The 17,614-nt window shown below is 63.8% G+C and carries 14 protein-coding genes; 11 read left to right on the top strand and 3 right to left on the bottom strand.

Going from position 1 to position 17,614, the window contains the following annotated elements:
- Positions 1-162: 162 nt before the first annotated feature.
- The 8 genes from AC6JA3_RS15995 to AC6JA3_RS15960 all read left to right on the top strand — a co-directional run bounded on the left by AC6JA3_RS15995 (position 163) and on the right by AC6JA3_RS15960 (position 8,356).
- Positions 163-858, top strand: a complete 696-nt coding sequence (locus tag AC6JA3_RS15995) for a GntR family transcriptional regulator (protein WP_026543130.1) — start codon at positions 163-165, stop codon at positions 856-858.
- 191 nt (positions 859-1,049) lie between these two features.
- Entirely contained in the window at positions 1,050-2,051 is a 1,002-nt protein-coding gene (locus AC6JA3_RS15990; protein WP_497920308.1) for a sugar phosphate isomerase/epimerase family protein, read from the top strand.
- A 4-nt stretch (positions 2,052-2,055) separates the two neighbouring features.
- Positions 2,056-3,804 (top strand): dihydroxyacetone kinase subunit DhaL, encoded by a 1,749-nt coding sequence (dhaL, locus tag AC6JA3_RS15985; RefSeq protein ID WP_497920307.1) that lies wholly within the window; start codon positions 2,056-2,058, stop codon positions 3,802-3,804.
- Positions 3,801-4,283: a ribose-5-phosphate isomerase gene (locus AC6JA3_RS15980; RefSeq protein WP_026543127.1), complete on the top strand. Its 483-nt coding sequence runs from the start codon at positions 3,801-3,803 to the stop codon at positions 4,281-4,283. The genes dhaL and AC6JA3_RS15980 overlap by 4 nt, the downstream gene beginning before the upstream one ends.
- A gap of 2 nt (positions 4,284-4,285) precedes the next feature.
- Complete coding sequence (locus tag AC6JA3_RS15975; RefSeq protein WP_497920306.1) at positions 4,286-5,293, top strand: 3-hydroxyacyl-CoA dehydrogenase family protein; 1,008 nt, start codon at positions 4,286-4,288, stop codon at positions 5,291-5,293.
- A 21-nt stretch (positions 5,294-5,314) separates the two neighbouring features.
- Positions 5,315-6,079: an SDR family NAD(P)-dependent oxidoreductase gene (locus AC6JA3_RS15970; protein WP_091551017.1), complete on the top strand. Its 765-nt coding sequence runs from the start codon at positions 5,315-5,317 to the stop codon at positions 6,077-6,079.
- 147 nt (positions 6,080-6,226) lie between these two features.
- Positions 6,227-7,576, top strand: coding sequence for an MFS transporter (locus AC6JA3_RS15965; RefSeq protein ID WP_026543124.1), 1,350 nt, complete (start codon positions 6,227-6,229; stop codon positions 7,574-7,576).
- Positions 7,577-8,356 carry a triose-phosphate isomerase family protein gene (locus tag AC6JA3_RS15960; RefSeq protein ID WP_497920644.1) on the top strand — a complete coding sequence of 260 codons (780 nt, stop codon included), beginning with the start codon at positions 7,577-7,579 and terminating at the stop codon, positions 8,354-8,356.
- Between the two features lie 67 nt (positions 8,357-8,423).
- Here AC6JA3_RS15960 and AC6JA3_RS15955 read toward each other — a convergent pair whose 3' ends face one another.
- Positions 8,424-11,981 carry a TM0106 family RecB-like putative nuclease gene (locus tag AC6JA3_RS15955; RefSeq protein ID WP_497920305.1) on the bottom strand — a complete coding sequence of 1,186 codons (3,558 nt, stop codon included), beginning with the start codon at positions 11,979-11,981 and terminating at the stop codon, positions 8,424-8,426.
- Between the two features lie 98 nt (positions 11,982-12,079).
- On the opposite strand from AC6JA3_RS15955, the gene AC6JA3_RS15950 reads away from it, so the two are divergent.
- The 3 genes from AC6JA3_RS15950 (at position 12,080) to AC6JA3_RS15940 (ending at position 15,896) form a co-directional block, all read left to right on the top strand.
- Positions 12,080-12,574 carry a nucleoside deaminase gene (locus AC6JA3_RS15950; protein ID WP_347781741.1) on the top strand — a complete coding sequence of 165 codons (495 nt, stop codon included), beginning with the start codon at positions 12,080-12,082 and terminating at the stop codon, positions 12,572-12,574.
- Between the two features lie 92 nt (positions 12,575-12,666).
- Positions 12,667-13,101: a CBS domain-containing protein gene (locus tag AC6JA3_RS15945; protein WP_026548053.1), complete on the top strand. Its 435-nt coding sequence runs from the start codon at positions 12,667-12,669 to the stop codon at positions 13,099-13,101.
- Positions 13,102-13,340: 239 nt separating this feature from the next.
- Positions 13,341-15,896 (top strand): Tex family protein, encoded by a 2,556-nt coding sequence (locus AC6JA3_RS15940; RefSeq protein WP_347781740.1) that lies wholly within the window; start codon positions 13,341-13,343, stop codon positions 15,894-15,896.
- A 129-nt stretch (positions 15,897-16,025) separates the two neighbouring features.
- Here AC6JA3_RS15940 and AC6JA3_RS15935 read toward each other — a convergent pair whose 3' ends face one another.
- Positions 16,026-17,096, bottom strand: a complete 1,071-nt coding sequence (locus tag AC6JA3_RS15935) for an alpha/beta hydrolase (protein WP_347781739.1) — start codon at positions 17,094-17,096, stop codon at positions 16,026-16,028.
- Positions 17,093-17,485 (bottom strand): DUF1622 domain-containing protein, encoded by a 393-nt coding sequence (locus AC6JA3_RS15930; protein ID WP_026543117.1) that lies wholly within the window; start codon positions 17,483-17,485, stop codon positions 17,093-17,095. Before AC6JA3_RS15930 ends, AC6JA3_RS15935 begins: the two co-directional genes overlap by 4 nt.
- Positions 17,486-17,614: the final 129 nt, after the last annotated feature.

The following is a 17,614-nucleotide window of genomic DNA, read 5'->3' as shown; positions in this document are numbered from 1 at the left end:
CATTCCAGCACCACCAACCCAAGGTTGAACCGCGACGTCGGCACTCACGCGAGTGCCGACGTCGTGGTTTAACTTCCTGGCGCCCGAGGCGTGGCTGCCCGCGCGGAATGTGACGGATACGCTTACCCGGCGGGAACCCGGCGTTCCTATAGGATTTGTGGCATGTCTGTTCCTTCCCCAGCTGCCCGCGCCGGCTTCCCCGTTAGCCGCCAAGTGCTGGCCGACCACGTCTACGAAGCACTCCTTGAGTGGCTCATGGATGGACGGCTTGAGCCTGGTGCGGCAGTGAGCATCGACGGGATGGCGCGCGAGCTGGAGGTTTCGCCTACGCCGGTGCGCGAAGCGTTGGCCCGCCTGGAGCACACCGGCATGGTGCGGCGGGTGGCGTTGAAGGGCTATAGGGTGGCGCCCGTATTCACCCGCGAAGATTTCGCTGAGCTCATGGAAGCCCGGCTTTCCATTGAACCTGTGAATGCCAAGCTCGCGTGTTCCCGTATGACACCGGAGGGATTGGATGCCCTCAGGCAGGCTGTCGAGGACCTGAAGACCGCCCCCCGGGGCGGGACATTCGCCGAGTACCGCAGTTATCTGGAAGCCGATGAGCGGTTCCACCAGCTCATCGCCGCCCAGGCCAACAACCAGTTCCTCCTCGCGGCGTACAACACCTTGGGCGGGCAAATCCAACGCTTCAGGTTGTTCGGGGGAGTGGGCATCACCGACGCCGAGCAAGCTATTTCCGAACACCAGGCCGTGCTCGACGCCATGACCAGCGGCGATCCGGACAAGGCCGCTGAAATGATGATCGACCACGTCGAAAAGGTCCGTGGCAGGGCCATGGCTGACGCGCCGGAAGACTGAGCGGGGGCGCTGCCGCTTCCGCACGGGCGCACCCGCTCGATCCCTCTCCACCACGGAAAACACCTCCCAGTGACCCCCTTCACACATATTTGTATGACATATAGGATCTAGGAAGTTTCCGAAAAGGGTTGACAGTCCTGCCTCGTTCGTAAATCCTATAGGAAACAGGATTCCACGAAGGAGTGATCATCATGGCGTACACCGCCGAGAATTGGCCCATCACCGCGGCCCTCCTGCAGTTCCCCGGCACAGATGCCGCTGGACAGCACATCAACGACGCCGACTCTTCGGTTTGGGCATCCGTCCTGCAGGAAGTGAAGGAAGCCGGGTTCGCCAACGCGGACCTCACCGACAGCTGGGTCCGGCCGGGCGACCTGAGCAAGGAACGCCTGGCCGAGTTCAAGCAGACAGCTGACCAAGTGGGCATCGGCGTCCCCGTCATCTCCGCCATTCGCCGCAGCGTCATCCACGCCACCGACTGGGCGGACAACCTTGCCTACAGCCACCGCACCATCGACGCCGCGGCGGAGCTTGGTTGCGAAGTTGTGTCCTTCGGGCTGCACCAGGCCATCACTCCCGAGCAGCAAAAGCAGCTGTGGTTCTGGACAGTGGAAGGCTACAAGGACCCGGTGGGGGACAAGGAAGCCTGGGGCAACGCAGTCTCCCGAATTCGTGAACTCGGCAAGCATGCGGCAGAGGCCGGCATCCTGGTCTCGCTGGAAATGTACGAGGACACCTACCTCGGAACCGCGGACTCCTCGGTCCAGCTGGTCCAGGACATCGGACTGGACAACGTAGGCCTGAACCCGGACCTGGGCAACCTGATCCGCCTTCACCGCCCTATCGAGGACTGGCGCGAGATGGTGGCGAAGACCCTGCCGTACTCCAACTACTGGCACATGAAGAACTACATCCGCGACGAAGACGTTGCCCGCGACAGCTACATCACCATGCCCGCGCCGATGGAAAGCGGACTCATCAACTACCGTGAGGCCTTCAAGCTGGCACTTTCCGTGGGCTTCCAGGGCATCCTTTGCACGGAGCACTACGGCGGAGATGGTCTGAGCGTGACCGCCAGCAACCAGGAGTACCTCCGCAGGCATGTTCTCCCGAAGACCGAAGGCTACGAGCTCGGCAAGAGCCAGGTAGCACAAGGTCGCCAGGTACCGGCTACCGAGCTCGCAGGAGTCTAGGACGATGACCAGGATTTTCGACAATCCCGCAGACTTCGCCGATGACGCGCTGGACGGCTTCGTTGCAGCGAACCGCGGCTATGTTGCCCGCGTCGACGGCGGCGTGGTGCGGTCCACTGAAGTCCCCGGCGGCCAGGTCGCCCTGGTGGTGGGCGGTGGCTCCGGACACTATCCCGCGTTCGCCGGACTGGTCGGCCCAGGCCTCGCCACCGGTTCTGCGTGCGGCAACATGTTCGCCTCCCCGGCCGCCGGCCAGGTGTACCGCGTAGCCAAAGCCGCCAACGCCGGCGGGGGAGTCCTGCTCAGCTACGGCAACTACGCCGGTGACGTCCTGCACTTCGGGCAAGCACAGCTCCGGCTCAATGCCGAGGGCATCGAAACCCGGACGGTCACCGTCACCGACGACATCGCCAGTGCGCCGATCGAGCAACTCGAGAAGCGCCGGGGGATCGCCGGCGACCTGACAGTCTTCAAGATTGCCGGAGCCGCAGCAGAAGCGGGACTGGACCTTGACGACGTCGAGCGTTTGGCCATCAAGACCAACTACCGGACGCGGTCCCTGGGCGTGGCTTTTGACGGTTGCACGCTTCCCGGTGCCAAGGATTCGCTTTTCCATGTACCTGCGGGGCAGATGTCCCTGGGCCTGGGCATCCACGGTGAGCCTGGCATCTCCGAGCATCCCATGCCCACAGCTTCCGAGCTTGCCGAACTCCTGGTCTCGAAGCTTCTCGATGACAAGCCGGAGGACGCAGGGGATCGTGTGGTGGCGATCGTCAATGGCCTTGGCACGGTGAAGTACGACGAACTGTTCCTGTTGTTCGGCAAGATCGAACAGCTCCTGACGAACGCGGGCCTTACCGTGGTGGAGCCCGAGTGCGGGGAGCTCGTGACCAGCTTGGACATGTCCGGACTGTCGCTGACCCTGCTGTGGCTGGACGAGGAACTCGAGCAGTACTGGGCTGCGCCGGCTGACACTCCCGCTTTCCGCAAGGGCAGCATGGCGCCGCGCGCACCCCGCGCCGAGACAGCACTCGACGACGCCGAAACCGCCGACGTCGAACAGCCCACCCCGGCGGCCGCTGAACTCGGGCGGCAGGCCGTGGCGATCCTCGCCCAGGTGCGCGACGTCGTCGTCGAGCATGAAGAGGAGCTCGGGAAGCTGGACGCGATCGCCGGCGACGGGGACCACGGCATTGGCATGCGGCGTGGCGTTGACGCAGCAGCCGCGGCCAGCGAGGCCGCAGGTGAATCCTCGGTAGCGGCCGTCCTGACCGCAGCCGGAGAAGCATGGAGCGAACGGGCCGGCGGGACATCCGGAGCCCTCTGGGGTTCGGCCGTGATTGCCGCAGGAATCTCCCTCGGCAACCGTGAAACGTACAGCTCCGCCGACGCGGCCGCTGCCGTCAAGGCCTTCGTCCGCGCCATTACCGAACTCGGCAAAGCCGATCCCGGGGACAAGACCATGGTGGACGCCCTCCTGCCATTCCGGGACACGTTCCTGGCAGAGCTCGACGGCGGAACTCCCGTTGACAGGGCGTTGGCCGTCGCCGCCGCAGCAGCAGAGTCCGCTGCCGCGAAGACAGCCGAACTCCGGCCCCTCAAGGGCCGGGCGCGTCCCCTTGCCGAGAAAAGCATTGGCCATCCCGATCCCGGTGCAGTGTCCTTTGGGCTGATCACTGCCAGGATCTCGCAATTCGTCGATTCACAACTGGCCGCCGCCTCCCCAGCGGCCGGAAACGGAGCACAAGCATGAGCAACAACCCAGGCTGGCGGATCGTCGTCGGCAACGATGAAGCCGGCGTCGAGTACAAGCAGGCACTCGTTGCCTTGCTGGAGGCAGATCCCCGAGTGGCATCGGTGACGGACGTGGGTGTGGGCTTCAACGATTCCACCGCCTACCCTCACGTGGCCGTCGACGCTGCCCGGAAGGTCGCTGAAGGCGAAGCAGACCGGGCGTTGCTGATTTGCGGTACCGGTCTAGGGGTGGCCATCGCGGCCAACAAGGTCCCCGGGATCCGCGCCGTCACCGCCCACGACAGCTACTCGGTGGAACGGTCCGTGCTGAGCAACAACGCACAGGTCCTCACCCTCGGCCAGCGGGTGATTGGCTTGGAACTGGCCAAGAAGCTCGTCGGGGAATGGCTCGGCCACCACTTCGACCACACCTCATCCTCCGCCGCAAAGGTGGACGCAATCTGCTCCTACGAGCCCGACTACACGAAGGCAGTCTGATCATGACCACCCCTGAAGCAACTGAAGCTCCTGAAACAACTGAATCCACGGTGCCCGGCGCGGCCCGGAAGATCGCCGTCGTCGGCTCCGGCTACATGGGCGGCGGCATCGCCCAGGTGCTGGCGCTGGGTGGGGCGCGCGTTGCCCTGGCCGATGTTTCTGCCGAGATCGCCCAGAAGAACTATGACCGCTTGCTGGTGGAGTCGGACCAGTTCATCGCCGACGGGCTCTTCCCCGCAGGGTCCACGGAAATCCTCAAGCAGAACCTGTGGGCCGCCAAGGACATCGAAGAAGCCGTTGCGGACGCCGATTTCATCGAGGAGTGCGTTCCCGAGGTGCTGGAAATCAAGCACCAGACCCTGGCCCGCATCAGCGCAGCGGCCCGTCCGGAGGCGCTGATCGGTTCCAACACATCCACGATTTCCATCGCTTCCCTGGCCGAAGCCGTCACCCATCCGGAACGGTTCCTGGGCGTGCACTTCTCCAACCCGTCGCCGTTCATTCCCGGCGTCGAGGTCATCCCCCACGCCGAAACCTCAGCCGCGACGGTTGCGGCGTCCCGGGAGCTGGTTCACGCTGCCGGCAAGCAGACCGCGGTGGTCAAGGATGTCACCGGTTTCGTGCTCAACCGCCTGCAGTACGCGCTGTTCCACGAGGCAGCGCAGCTTGTGGAGCAGGGAATCGCAACCGCGGACGACGTCGACACCCTGGTACGTACGACGTTCGGCTTCCGCCTGCCCTTCTTTGGCCCGTTCGCCATTGCGGATATGGCCGGTTTGGACGTGTACAACTTCTGCTACAAGTCACTTCAGACCGGGTTCCCGGAACGCTTCGCGACCCCGAAGATCCTCTCGGACCTTGTGGAGGCAGGCAAGCTCGGCACCAAGACCGGCGCCGGGTTCCTCAACGTGCCTGCAGAACGCACTCCCGAACTCATCGCCTACCGCAACAAGGCCTACGTCGCCATGCAGAAGCTCGTTGAAGAGCTCGGCCCGGCCCCCATCAACTAACTCTTTAGAGGAGAAGCACAGATGACTTTCCCCGCAGAACGCACAGCAATTGTCACAGGAGCCGTTTCCGAGCGCGGCATTGGCCGGGCTACCGTCAACTACCTGGCCGCACAGGGCTGGAACATCGGCATCATCGATCTGGATGACGCCGCCTGCAAGATTGCCGCGAAGGAAATCGCCGCAGAGTACGGTGTGCAGGCCCACGGTGTTGGCGCGAACGTTGCCAGCGAAGCCGAAGTCCGGGCAGCCATTGACGAACTGGAAGCGGAATTGCCGCAGATCGTCGCTTTGGCCAACGTTGCCGGCGTCAGCTCGCCGGTTGGGTACCTGGATCTCGAACCCGCCGAGTGGGACAGGGTTTTGAACATCAACCTCAACGGTGTCCACTACGCCACCCGCCGTGTGGCCGAGTCCATGGTGAAGAACCGGATCGGCCGGATCGTGAACATTTCCTCCGTCTCGGCCCAGCGCGGCGGCGGTACGTTCTCCAAGACCCCCTACTCCGTAGCCAAGGCCGGTGTTATCGGACTGACCCGCGCTACGGCTCGTGAGCTCGGCGAATACGACATCACCGTCAACGCCATCTCCCCGGGACCCATCGACACCGACATCATGGGTGGAACGCTCAGCCAGGAACGCAAGGACGAGCTGACCAAGGACCTTGTGGTCAACCGTGTGGGCTCCACCAGGGACATCGCCGCCGCCATCGCCTTCCTCATCAGCGAGGACTCCGGATACATCTCCGGCCAAACGCTGAATGTGGACGGCGGACTGTACATGCACTAGGTCCCTGGCATGAAGACCTGGACCAGAGAGCGCAAGATCTACCTTGCCGTGGGCGTCCTTGCCTGCGCAGTGGGCATCATGCTCATTTTCTTCCCGCGCTGATTGCGCTGCATTAATCACTTTCCTGTCACTCAAAGAGGAGTTTCAATGTCTGTTGCCACCAATTCCACGAAGGAGTTGCTGGATACGCCGGTCTTGAAATCGGCGATCTCCAAGGCGTCGCGGCGGCTCATGCCAATGCTGGTCATCCTGTACGTGGTGGCCTTCCTTGACCGCACCAACGTTGGCTTTGCCGAAGCGGCCCTGGAAGTTGATAAGGGTATTACTGCCGGCGCCTACGCGCTGGGAGCCGGTATTTTCTTCATCGGTTACGCACTGTTCGAGATTCCGAGCAACCTGCTGCTCACCAAATTTGGGGCCAAGGTGTGGCTTGCCCGTATCGCCATTACCTGGGGCATCGTCTCGGCGTGCTTCGCGTTTGTGCAGGGCGAGACGTCCTTCATCATTCTCCGGTTCCTTTTGGGTGTCACGGAGGCCGGGCTCTTCCCGGGCGTCATCATGTTCCTGGCCGCATGGTTCCCCAACAAGGTGCGCGTGAAGATGTTCGCCATCTTCTACCTTGCGCAGCCGTTCTCCCAGATGATGGGCGCACCCCTGTCCGGTTGGCTGATCAACATCGGCGATCAGGTTCCTGGCGTCGCAGGGTGGCAGGTCATGTTCTTCGTCGAGGGCATGCTGGCCGTCCTGGCCGGTGTCGCCGCGTACTTCTTCCTCATCAACAGCCCACAGGACGCCAAGTTCCTGACCAAGGAAGAGAAGCGGGCACTGTCCGATGTCATGGCACTTGAGGACACTGTCAAGGAAGAAACCGGCCCCCGGGGCGTCCTTGCTTCCATGCGAAATGGCCGGGTCTGGTACTTCACGGTCATCTACTTCTGCCTGCAGGTGGCAGTCTATGGCGTGACGTTCTACCTGCCCCAGCAGGTGGCGCAACTGACCGGCCAAAAGGTGGGCTTCGCCGTCGGGCTCCTTGCCGCCATCCCGTGGTTCTTCGGAATTTTCGCCTGCTACTTCATCGGTAAGGCAGCCAACACCGTGGAGCGCCGCCGCCGGTGGGGCACGGCGTTGTTCATCTCCACTGGACTGTGCATTTTCGGATCCGCGTGGGCAGGCGCCAACCAGATGCCCGCCCTGGGCATCATCTTCATCACCCTGGCGGTGTGCAGCTTCCTTTCCGCCGGTCCCATTTGCTGGTCATACCCGACGGCGTTCCTCACCGGAACTGCCGCGGCTGCCGGTATTGGGCTGATCAACTCGCTCGGAAACCTGGGCGGATTCGTGGCCCCAATCCTGCGCACCACTGTCAACCAGGTCACTGCTTCGGATACAGGAACCATGGGTGTCTACGCGCTGGGTGTCCTGCCGTTCGTTGCGGCCCTGCTCATGTTCGGCACCAAGCGCTTCAGCAACAAAGCCGACGAGCTCCTGGGGAAGTAGATCGTGAACCTGGCTGTTACCGGCACACCCACGGACACAGTGTTCGTTGGCGTCAGCACCAAGATGTACATGGGCTACGCACACAGCCTGCGGTGGTTGGAAGAGCTGATAGTCGAAGTGGACGCCCGTCCGGCCCTCGCGGCCGGGCGGGTGGTCCCGTTGGTGATCCCGTCGTTCCCGGTGCTACCTGAGGCAGCGCGTTTGATCACGGGAACTCCACTGGTCCTGGGTGCCCAGAACTGCGGCTGGTCTGATGGCCCGTGGACCGGCGAGGTCTCACCCTCGATGCTCGCGGAGCTGGGCGTGGGCTTTGTGGAAATCGGGCATGCGGAGCGGCGACGCCACTTTGCCGAAGACGACGCGATGATCGCGCTCAAGGTCAGTGCCGCCGTCGAGTCCGGCCTGAAGCCTTTGCTGTGCGTGGGGGAGACGGAGCTGACCGGCCCGGAAGCAGCGGCAGAAACTGTATTCCGGCAGCTGAAGGCGGCAGTGTCCGGCGACTGGTCCGTTGCCTCCGGGATGGTCATCGCCTACGAACCGGTGTGGGCGATCGGCGCACCCGAGCCTGCCTCTGCGCAGTACGTCTCCGAGGTGGTCGGCGCACTGAGGGCCGCCTTGGCTCCCCACGGGTTGGCAACAATGCCCATCATTTATGGTGGCTCGGCGAAACCCGGCCTCCTGCCACAATTGGACGGTGTATCCGGGCTTTTCCTCGGCCGCTTCGCCCACGATCCCGCCAACTTCGGCCGGGTGCTGGACGAGGCCCTCGCCCTCAGCTGAACACTGGCTGTGGGCTGTGGGCTGTGGGCTGTCGGTTGGACTGCGGCTGTCAGCTGGCGGATCGGCTCTAGAAGGATCGCTGGCAGAGGGCCACGAAACCGCCGAGGTTCTCCAGTCCTTCCGGATGCGTGGGCAGGTAGTTGGTCAGTTCGGGCGAACGTACGACGACGGCACGCCACTGCCCGCGGGAGACTGCCACGTTGATCCGGTTGCGTGAGAGCAGGAACTCCATGCCGCGGGGGACCTCTTCGGCTGCGGAGGCGGCCATGGAGACGATGACCACGGGCGCTTCCTGGCCCTGGAACTTGTCCACGGTACCCACCCGTACTTTCCCGAGTCCGGCGCTGCGAAGGGCATGCTTGATCAGCTGGACCTGGGCGTTATAGGCCGCGACCACCAGAATGTCCGTTTGCTCCAGGGGACGGCGTTCCGGAGAGTCTGAAGGGTCCAGCCATTTCAGGCCCAGATGGGCATGCACTTGCCGGACAACCTCAGCAGCTTCCTCAGGAGAGGCCGTCGAGTTGGCACTGTGCTGGACGTAGACGCAGGAAATCCCGGGGGCGGCCCCTTCCAGTTCCCGCAGGGCGGCGACGGGGGCAGCCTCCAGTCGGTTGTCGTAGGACAACTCAGAGACTGCGCTGCACAACTCAGGATGCAGGCGCCATGACAACGCCAGGAAGTAGCCCAAGTGGGACGGCAACGTGTTGTGGCCATCGGATAACCAACCCAGGGCCGATTCATCAACGGGCTCCGGGTGCTTGCCTTGGGTGACTTGCGGGAGCTGCTGGGGATCCCCTAGCAACAGCAGACGCTGCGCGGCGCGGCTGACAGCCATGGTGTTCGCCAGGGAGAACTGTCCTGCTTCATCGATGACCAGGAGGTCGAGGCATCCAGGGGGCACTTCCTTGCCAACCATGGTCCACGCAGTGCCTCCGATCAGGGCACCGCCGGGCCTGGACAAGAGCTCCTCCACATCTCCCTTGGCACAATTGGTCCAGGGCACGGGCTCATTGTGCTTGACGTCCTTGGCCACCAACCGGGGATCGAGACCTGCTTTCTCAACGGCTGCGCAGAGCATGTTCTCCACCACGGCGTGGGACTGCGCCACCACTCCGACCTTCCACCCGGCGGCCACCAGCCGGGCCAGTACGTGGGCGCCCACGTGGGTTTTGCCGCTGCCTGGAGGACCCTGAACGGCAAGGTAAGAGTGATCCAGGTCTTTGACCGCTGCTGTGATGGCCTCAACGTAGCCATCGGGCCCGGAGGGAACCAACGGCAGTGCGGTGAGGGTGCCCAGCCTGGGCGGTTTCCGACGGACAAGGTCCAAGGCAGGATCCTTGGGCCAGGAAGGCAGCGAGGCGCGGAGCTTAGTGGCCAAGGCAGCCAATGCGGCCCTTTGTCCAGTGGTCTGAATCGGGCTGTCGGGCGTCAGGGCCATGGGAGTTTGGCCAAATTCCGTGGAGTCGTTTCGCAGCTTCTCGACTATGGTGACTGACTCGAAATCGTCGTCTTCCCCTACCTCGATGACCTCGGTTCCTCCCCACCCTGCACGGCCGAGCACCGAGGATTCCTTCGAAGCCAGAGCATCCGGCAGGGGAGACTGGTACATCCTGAAGTACTTCTTGCCGGCGTCCAATCCAGCGCCGTCTCCGGACCGGCCGAGCAGTTTCACTCGCCGGGCGGGGTTGCTGCGGGGAGTGGGTTTGGCCCAGTCCTGGAGCACCTCGGCGTGATCCACTATGAAGAGGTCGCGTTCATCGGGCCACTGTGAGGTCGGCTTTTCCAACCTGTCGAAGTGTCCCCACCAATGCTGTTTGTCTTCCCGGCGGTGGTACCCCACTCCGGCGGCGACGATGCCGATGGCCCGTGAATCCGATGATGACTGTTCTTCCACGGGCAGCCCGGCGACGTAGTCGAACAGGGCTTTCTCTTCGGGCGGAGCCTCGTATTTTTCGGGCTCGGCGTCCTGTTTTCCAGCCTCGGCCACAGCATGGCCGGGAACGATGGAGCGCTCTGCAGCACGGGCAAGCAGCCAGTTCCGAAGTTCCAGGGTGGAGAGACAGTCGTATTCGTTGTAATCCCGGATGCCTTCGAGGATGGCTGCTGCTTCCCCGGCGTTTCCGTTGTCCCGGGCCGTGCAGTAGTCCGCGTAGGCAACTACGGAAGCTCCGGCGTCGGTCACGTCGCCCGAGCGCAGGTGTTGCCCCATGTACAGGGGCTCGAGTTTCTTGATGCTGTACGAATTCGCGGAGACCCGGATACTGTGCCGGACGGTGTCGTAGAGGTCCACCAGGACCCCTTGGCGCAGGAGGTCGTCGACGGCGGTTTCACCCACCACATGCGTCAGGGAAAGGTTGCGCAGGGCGGTCTTTTCGTAGGCGGCATAGTGATAGATGTGCATACCGGGGTACTTGGCACGGCGCTGGGAGACGTAGTCGAGGAAGTCGACAAATGCCGTGCCCTCCTCAGCGCGTGAGTGCGCCCAGAAGGGCCGGAACACGGGCCGGGCACAGGGTTCCACAGGATTCTCGATGACTCCGAAAAGGTACTCCAGCCCCCACTTTCCGGTAGCGGGATCCTGCCACAGGGGATCGCCCTCGAAGTCGAAGAAGATGTCGCCGGGGTCCGGGGCCGGCAGCCGGTCAAGGGTGTTCTCCGGCAAGACGTTGTAACTGATGGCCTTGGCTTCCCCGTTCTTGTCCGAGTAGTGGACCGTGCCATCGGGGGTGCCCGTGCCAGTCTGCAACTGGGCTTGCCCACGGTGCCTGAGCAAGGTGGAGTCACCAACCGCTGGAAGGGCGGCGAGCTCATCAATGGTGGTGACGCCGGATTCGATGAACTTTTTGCGGCGGCTGATCCGCATGCCGGCCACCATGAGGAGGTCCCGGTGAAGTTCCACCTGTTCAGCGCAGTAATCACAGCGGCCACAGGCGGAATACCGGGGATCGCCCCACTCCACCGGCCCGCTTCCCCCCACATGCGCTCCGGTCATGGTGAGGAAACGTTCGCGGCGTTCCTTGAAGACAGGAAGGATGCGGGACAACGGATGGTCGCTGTGGACTCCGTTGCCCAGCACCAGGGTGACAGTGGGGTCCGGAGTGATGCCCGCGTTCAGGAGTTGGTCCCCGTATGCTGCCAGCTGCAGGAGGGCTGTGACCTTCGCGTGGCGGGCGAGCTTGGTATCGAACACCGCATAGAGCCCACCGGGCTGCTTTACCAGGAAATCGGACCGCCCATGGAACTGGCCGTCGAAGAAGGCGGCTTGGAACACCACGTCCGCACCGGACCGCAGGGCGTCGATGGATTCCGCATGCTTGGCCGAAAGGGTGGCGCGGTCCATCGCAGAGGCGGGAACGACGTCGTAAACGCCCTTCCCGATGGCCGCATCCCAATGCCCGAACTCTTCCACGAACCCGTCCAGGACCCGATGCTCATGTACATCGCCAAGGGCGGCAGTACGTTCCAGCATGGCATCAGCGGCGAAGTCCGGTTTGGGGGAACGGCCGAGTTTTTCGTCGAGTTTGCGCAGCAGTTGGTACTCGCAGGTTGCAGCGATAACGAGGTCGCTGGCCGAGAACACCAGGTCCTGCGGAGCGCCCGCTATCTCAGGATCGAGGAAGAACACCGCGACCCACCTACCTCTCCACGCCGTCAACAAACCCTTGCAGCCAAGCTATCAGCGGGTGCCGACAATTTAGTGCGCAGTCACTTTAGACTGCACCCATGACTGAAACAGCCCAGGCCTTTGACCCTGCCTTCGAAGCCGCCTACCAAGCGGCGCAAAAGAGCCTCAGCGAGGGCGGCATCCCCATTGGAGCCGCCTTGGCCCGCAACGGCGAGGTGGTGGCCAGCGGCCACAACGAACGGGTCCAGCACGGCGACCCGATTGCGCACGGGGAGATGTCTGCGCTCAGGGCGGCAGGGCGTCAGAAGACGTACCTCGACACCACTCTTTACACCACCTTGGCACCGTGCGCGATGTGCACCGGAACCATCATCCAGTTCAAAATCCCGAGGGTGGTGGTTGGCGAGGCCGAAACCTTCCCGGGCGAGTTCGACCTCTTGCGCTCACGTGGCGTGGAGGTGGTGGTCCTGAACGATCCCCGGTGCGTGGATATGATGCGCACTTTCCAAGAGGAACACCCCGAATTGTGGGCTGAAGACATCGCCGAACAGCAGCCGGAAAGCGGCCCCTTGGAGGGTCACAAATTCGCCTAGCCACGCTCACCCTCCGAGCGTAGGCTGGCATCATCGGCGTCGGTGCCGAGAGGCCCCGCGCGTCGATAATCCCAATCGATGAAGGAGGACCCATGAGTGCCGTACGCGAATTCATGACAACCAACGCCCAGTGCATCGAAGAGGACAAGACTCTTCAGGAAGCCGCCCGGCTGATGAGGGATATGGACTGCGGTTCACTTCCCATCTGCGGCCACGACGGCAAGCTCACCGGCTTCATCACCGACCGCGACATTGTGGTCAAGTGTTTGGCAGAAGGTAAGGACGCACGCGAAGTGCGGGCCAGCGAACTGGCCACAGGCAAGCCCTACTGGGTGGACGCGGATGCCAACGTTGATGAGGCCGTCACCATGATGGAAGAGCACCAGGTGCGTCGCCTGCCAGTCATCAGTGATCACAAACTGGTTGGCATCATCAGCCAAGGCGATATTGCCCGCAACCACTACGCCGAACAGCGCCTCGGCGAAATGGTGGAGCACATTTCCGCCAAGGAGCACATGGCCCACTGACCAGTTGAACCGGTGCGGCTGGCCTAACCGATAGGTCCGGCCGCCGCCCACACACCAGCCGCCGCGAGGCATCCCCGGAAGGTACGCCTCGCGGCCCGACTCCGGGGCACACGGATTTCGCTGTCATCGCAGCCTGTCCGCGGTCCCGCCTGATACAACTACAGCACTAAGACCGCAGACCGGATAGGGCCGCCGAGTACCTGCCTTCGGAAACTGTCGGCCAGGTGAGGCAAACTGTCATGGTGACTTCAAATCTCCAACACCAGTCAGCCGACTCAGCCATCCACGCCCAGATCGCCGAAGAACTCGGCGTCAAGGCATGGCAAGTCAAAGCCGCAGTGGAACTGCTCGACGCCGGATCCACCGTCCCCTTCATCGCCCGCTACCGCAAGGAAGTCACCGGGACGCTCGATGACACCCAGCTTCGTGACCTCGAGGAACGGCTCAGATACCTGCGTGAGCTCGAGGAACGGCGTAAGTCCGTGCTCGAGGCGATAGCAGCGCAAGGCAAGCTGACACCGGAACTGGAAGCCGCCGTCGTCGGGGCCGACACCAAGGCGCGGCTGGAAGACATTTACCTCCCCTTCAAATCCAAACGGCGAACCAAGGCCCAGATCGCCCGCGAAGCCGGGCTGGAACCACTGGCGGACGTCCTGCTCTCCAACCCGCAACTGGACCCCAACGCCGAGGCCGTGAAGTACCTGAACGCCGAGCACTCAATCGAGGACGCTGCCGCCGCGCTCGCAGGGGCCCGCGCCATCCTGGTGGAGCGGGTGGGGCAGGACGCCGACCTCGCCGAGGACCTGCGCGAACGCCTTTGGAAGCAAGGACGCATGGTGTCGCGCGTGAAGAAGGGCATGGAGTCTGAGGGCCAGAAGTTCAAGGACTACTTCGAGTTCACGCAAGTGCCCTCCGGAATGCCTTCGCACCGGGTGCTGGCGCTGTTGCGTGGTGAAAAGGACGGTGTCCTTGAGCTGGACCTCGCTGAGGCGGACCCAGCCGACGACGACGCCCTGGCCGCCGCCCGCGGTAAGTACGAGAACGCGGTGGCCAAGTGCCTTGGGGTCGCCAACCAGGGACGGCCCGCCGATACCTGGCTGATGCAGACCGCCCAGCTCGCCTGGCGCGGACGGATCCTGGACAGGCTGACCACCGACCTCCGCGGACGTATGTTCGCTGACGCTGAAGACGAAGCTGTTCGTGTGTTCGCGGCCAACCTGCGCGATGTCCTCCTTGCCGCGCCTGCCGGGAACCGCGCCACCCTCGGGCTCGACCCCGGACTCCGGACCGGCGTGAAGGTGGCCGTGGTGGACGGCACGGGCAAGGTTGTCACCACGGACACCATCTACCCGCACGCACCTGCCAGGAAGTGGGATGAGGCGCTGGCCACCCTTGGCCGCCTCGCCAAGCAGTACAACGTGGAATTGGTGGCGATCGGCAACGGAACAGCCTCCCGCGAAACAGACAAGCTGGCTACCGAACTCATCAAGTCCCTCGAAGCTGCAGGGTCCAAGGGAATCCAGAAGCTGGTGGTGTCCGAAGCTGGAGCGTCTGTGTATTCGGCCTCCGCGCTCGCCGCGTCCGAACTGCCAGGCATGGACGTTTCCCTCCGCGGCGCCGTGTCCATTGCCCGACGACTCCAGGATCCCCTGGCGGAGCTGGTCAAGATCGAGCCGAAGTCAATCGGCGTGGGCCAGTACCAGCACGATGTCACCGCAGCGAAGCTTGACCGTTCGCTGGATGCCGTGGTGGAAGACTGCGTCAACGCTGTGGGCGTGGATGTGAACACTGCCTCGCCGGCTCTGCTTAGCCGCGTGGCCGGCGTCGGACCGCTTCTGAGTGAGAACATCGTGGCCTACCGGAACGAGAATGGTCCGTTTGCCAAGCGCAGCGACCTCAAGAAAGTACCCCGGCTGGGAGCCAAAGCTTTCGAGCAGTGCGCGGGCTTCCTCCGGATCACCGGGGGTGCCGAGCCACTGGATGCCTCCAGCGTGCACCCGGAAGCATATTCTGTGGCCCGGAAAATCCTGGTCGCAGCCGGAGGAGGGCCGGCCACGGCGCTTGATCCGCAGGCATTCGTGGACGGCACATTCGGCCTGCCCACCGTGAAGGACATCATGTCCGAGCTGGAGAAGCCGGGCCGGGATCCGCGTCCCGCGTTCAAGGCGGCCTCGTTTTCTGAGGGAATCGAGAAGATCTCCGACCTCAAGCCCGGCATGATCCTTGAAGGCACCGTCACCAACGTGGCAGCGTTCGGCGCGTTCGTGGACGTCGGGGTGCACCAGGACGGTCTTGTCCACGTGTCGGCGTTGTCCAACAAGTTCGTCTCGGACCCGCGCGAAATTGTGAAGTCCGGCCAGGTGGTCCGGGTCAAGGTCCTCGAAGCCGACCCCGAACGGAAGCGTATTTCCCTGACCTTGAGGCTCGACGACGAACCCGGCTCTGCGGGTGGCCGCGGCTCCGGTGGGCGTGCTTCGGGCGGGCAGAGTGTCGGCGAGCGTGCAGGTGGCCAGCGAGGCGGGGGACAGCCTGGTCAGCGTGGCGGGGGTCAGCCTGGTCAGCGTGGCGGGGGTCAGCCTGGTCAGCGTGGCGGGGGTCAGCCGGGTCAGCGTGGCGGGGGTCAGCCTGGTCAGCGTGGCGGGGGTCAGCTGGGTCAGTCCGGTCAGGGGGCGCCGCGGCAGGGACAGAGTGATCGCGGGCAGGGCGGCTCGCGGCAAGGAAGGCCCCAGCAGGCCCCGGAACCCGCGAACACGGCCATGGCAGAAGCGCTGCGTCGGGCGGGGCTGGGGAAGTAGGGCCAACCGCCGTCGACTCGTCGCCTTTGTTCGCCTGTCACCCAACAGCCTGCCCCACAGCGCACAACGGTGCGTCGGACGAACAAGGCCGGGTCTGCCCGGCGCGCGTGGGCTACAAACGCCCGTGGGCTACAAACCCGCTGTCTTGGCGTCCCACCCCACCGCGTCCGCTGGTTGCAAAGCCATAGGCAGCCAGCGTCCGATCCGGGTGAATGCTTCGCGCCGGATGGGCTCGGGGGAGAGGAAGATGTCGTGGAAGGCATTGGGCAGCCGGCTCACAGTTACGGTGTCCGCCAAGGACAACGACCGGTGGGCCACTGCGTCCACGTTCAAGGCAACGTCGGCAGTGAGCGCATCGGCGGACCACTTGGGCTGCAGGTAGCTCTTGTCCGAGAGCAATACCAGGACTGGTGCGTCGATGCCCAAACCGGCGGCAACGGTGGCTTGGCCGCGGAACACGGCGTCGAGGAAGGCCGGAGTAACCGGGAAGCCCCGGTCTGGCCGCCATTCGAGGTTGTAGTCCCACTCGCCATCCAAGGTGGCTGATACTGCCCGGGTATAGATGCCCGGATCTACTGGTGGCAGTGGGGCCAAAGGGTGGAGCCGGGCGTGGAGCCCAACCAACGGCGCAATGGCACGCCGGCCGAGTTCGGTCGCCTGGAATTCCAACCAGGGACTGTTGAGGATCAGTGCTGAAACCATGCCGGGGTGCCGGGCAGCCCACAAGCTCAGGGTAAGTCCGCCGGTGGAGTGCCCCAACAGAATGAGCGGCCGATCCTCGCCGGTAGCCCCGGTAGCCCCGGTAGCCCCGGTAGCCCCGGTAGTCCCGGTAGCCCCGGCAGCGCCTGTGCGGCCCATGGCAGACAGGGCGGCTGAGATGTCGGAGTCATAGTCGGAGAGACTGGTGACTAAGCCCGGTACCAGGTCCGGGCTTAGGCTCCGGCCGTAGTTGTGTAGATCCAGGGCGTAGAAGCGGGCACCGGCCCGGTGCCAGAACTCTGCGACATGGCGTTGGAAAAAGTAGTCGGACCAGCCGTGCACATAAAGGACGTCGGCGTCGAGGCCAACACCTTCAGCGTCAGGGTGAGGCCCGTCAGTGCCGAGGTACCGCACCAAGGTGGCGACAGCACCGCCGTCGAGGGTCAGCGTTTGCTGTTCAAAACCTTCGCCAAGAATGTCCGGTTTCCATGGCTGGGTCATGACGTCGATCGTAGCGGCTCGCCGGCGTCGGGGCCCTTTTCCTTCTGCCACGGCCATTTGCCCGTAATTTCCAGCTCGAGGGAGAAGCTGAGGAAGGTCCGGATGAGCACGATGATTGCCAGCACTCCGACGCTTTCAAAAGTGGGGGTGACGGCGACGGTACGGATGATGTCGGCCGCCACCAGAAGCTCCAGGCCCAGGAGGATGGACCGGCCAAGCAGTTGCCGGTACGAGCGGTAGGGCGTGAACGGAGTGAGGCCGCGTGCGCGTTTGGGCTGATACCCGCGCAGCGCGAGCGGGATGGAAACCAGCGCTCCGATCACCATGACCGCCACCCCGGCCGCGTCCATGTACCGGCCAACTTGTTCAATGATGTGCTGGAAATCCATGGCCCTCCCCGATAGCTGCGTGCACCCACCGTCTCACAGAACACAGAACACAGAACACAGAACACAGAACACAGAACGCAGAACGACGGCGGCAGCCCGGGTTCCGGTAAGAACAGAACCCGGGCTGCC

The sequence above is a fragment of the Arthrobacter sp. TmtSoilC79 genome, from assembly GCF_059739405.1.
Note: the sequence above shows the minus strand (reverse complement) of the source record. Positions and strands in the feature narration are given on the sequence as shown.

What these genes read in the sequence shown, in the direction of transcription:
- AC6JA3_RS15935 (WP_347781739.1), bottom strand. Translation starts at nt 17,096, where the DNA reads ATGACCCAGCCATGGAAACCGGACATTCTTGGCGAAGGTTTTGAACAG.
- AC6JA3_RS15965 (WP_026543124.1), top strand. Translation starts at nt 6,227, where the DNA reads ATGTCTGTTGCCACCAATTCCACGAAGGAGTTGCTGGATACGCCGGTC.
- AC6JA3_RS15990 (WP_497920308.1), top strand. Translation starts at nt 1,050, where the DNA reads ATGGCGTACACCGCCGAGAATTGGCCCATCACCGCGGCCCTCCTGCAG.
- AC6JA3_RS15980 (WP_026543127.1), top strand. Translation starts at nt 3,801, where the DNA reads ATGAGCAACAACCCAGGCTGGCGGATCGTCGTCGGCAACGATGAAGCC.
- AC6JA3_RS15945 (WP_026548053.1), top strand. Translation starts at nt 12,667, where the DNA reads ATGAGTGCCGTACGCGAATTCATGACAACCAACGCCCAGTGCATCGAA.
- AC6JA3_RS15940 (WP_347781740.1), top strand. Translation starts at nt 13,341, where the DNA reads ATGGTGACTTCAAATCTCCAACACCAGTCAGCCGACTCAGCCATCCAC.
- dhaL (WP_497920307.1), top strand. Translation starts at nt 2,056, where the DNA reads ATGACCAGGATTTTCGACAATCCCGCAGACTTCGCCGATGACGCGCTG.
- AC6JA3_RS15995 (WP_026543130.1), top strand. Translation starts at nt 163, where the DNA reads ATGTCTGTTCCTTCCCCAGCTGCCCGCGCCGGCTTCCCCGTTAGCCGC.
- AC6JA3_RS15975 (WP_497920306.1), top strand. Translation starts at nt 4,286, where the DNA reads ATGACCACCCCTGAAGCAACTGAAGCTCCTGAAACAACTGAATCCACG.
- AC6JA3_RS15950 (WP_347781741.1), top strand. Translation starts at nt 12,080, where the DNA reads ATGACTGAAACAGCCCAGGCCTTTGACCCTGCCTTCGAAGCCGCCTAC.
- AC6JA3_RS15970 (WP_091551017.1), top strand. Translation starts at nt 5,315, where the DNA reads ATGACTTTCCCCGCAGAACGCACAGCAATTGTCACAGGAGCCGTTTCC.
- AC6JA3_RS15930 (WP_026543117.1), bottom strand. Translation starts at nt 17,485, where the DNA reads ATGGATTTCCAGCACATCATTGAACAAGTTGGCCGGTACATGGACGCG.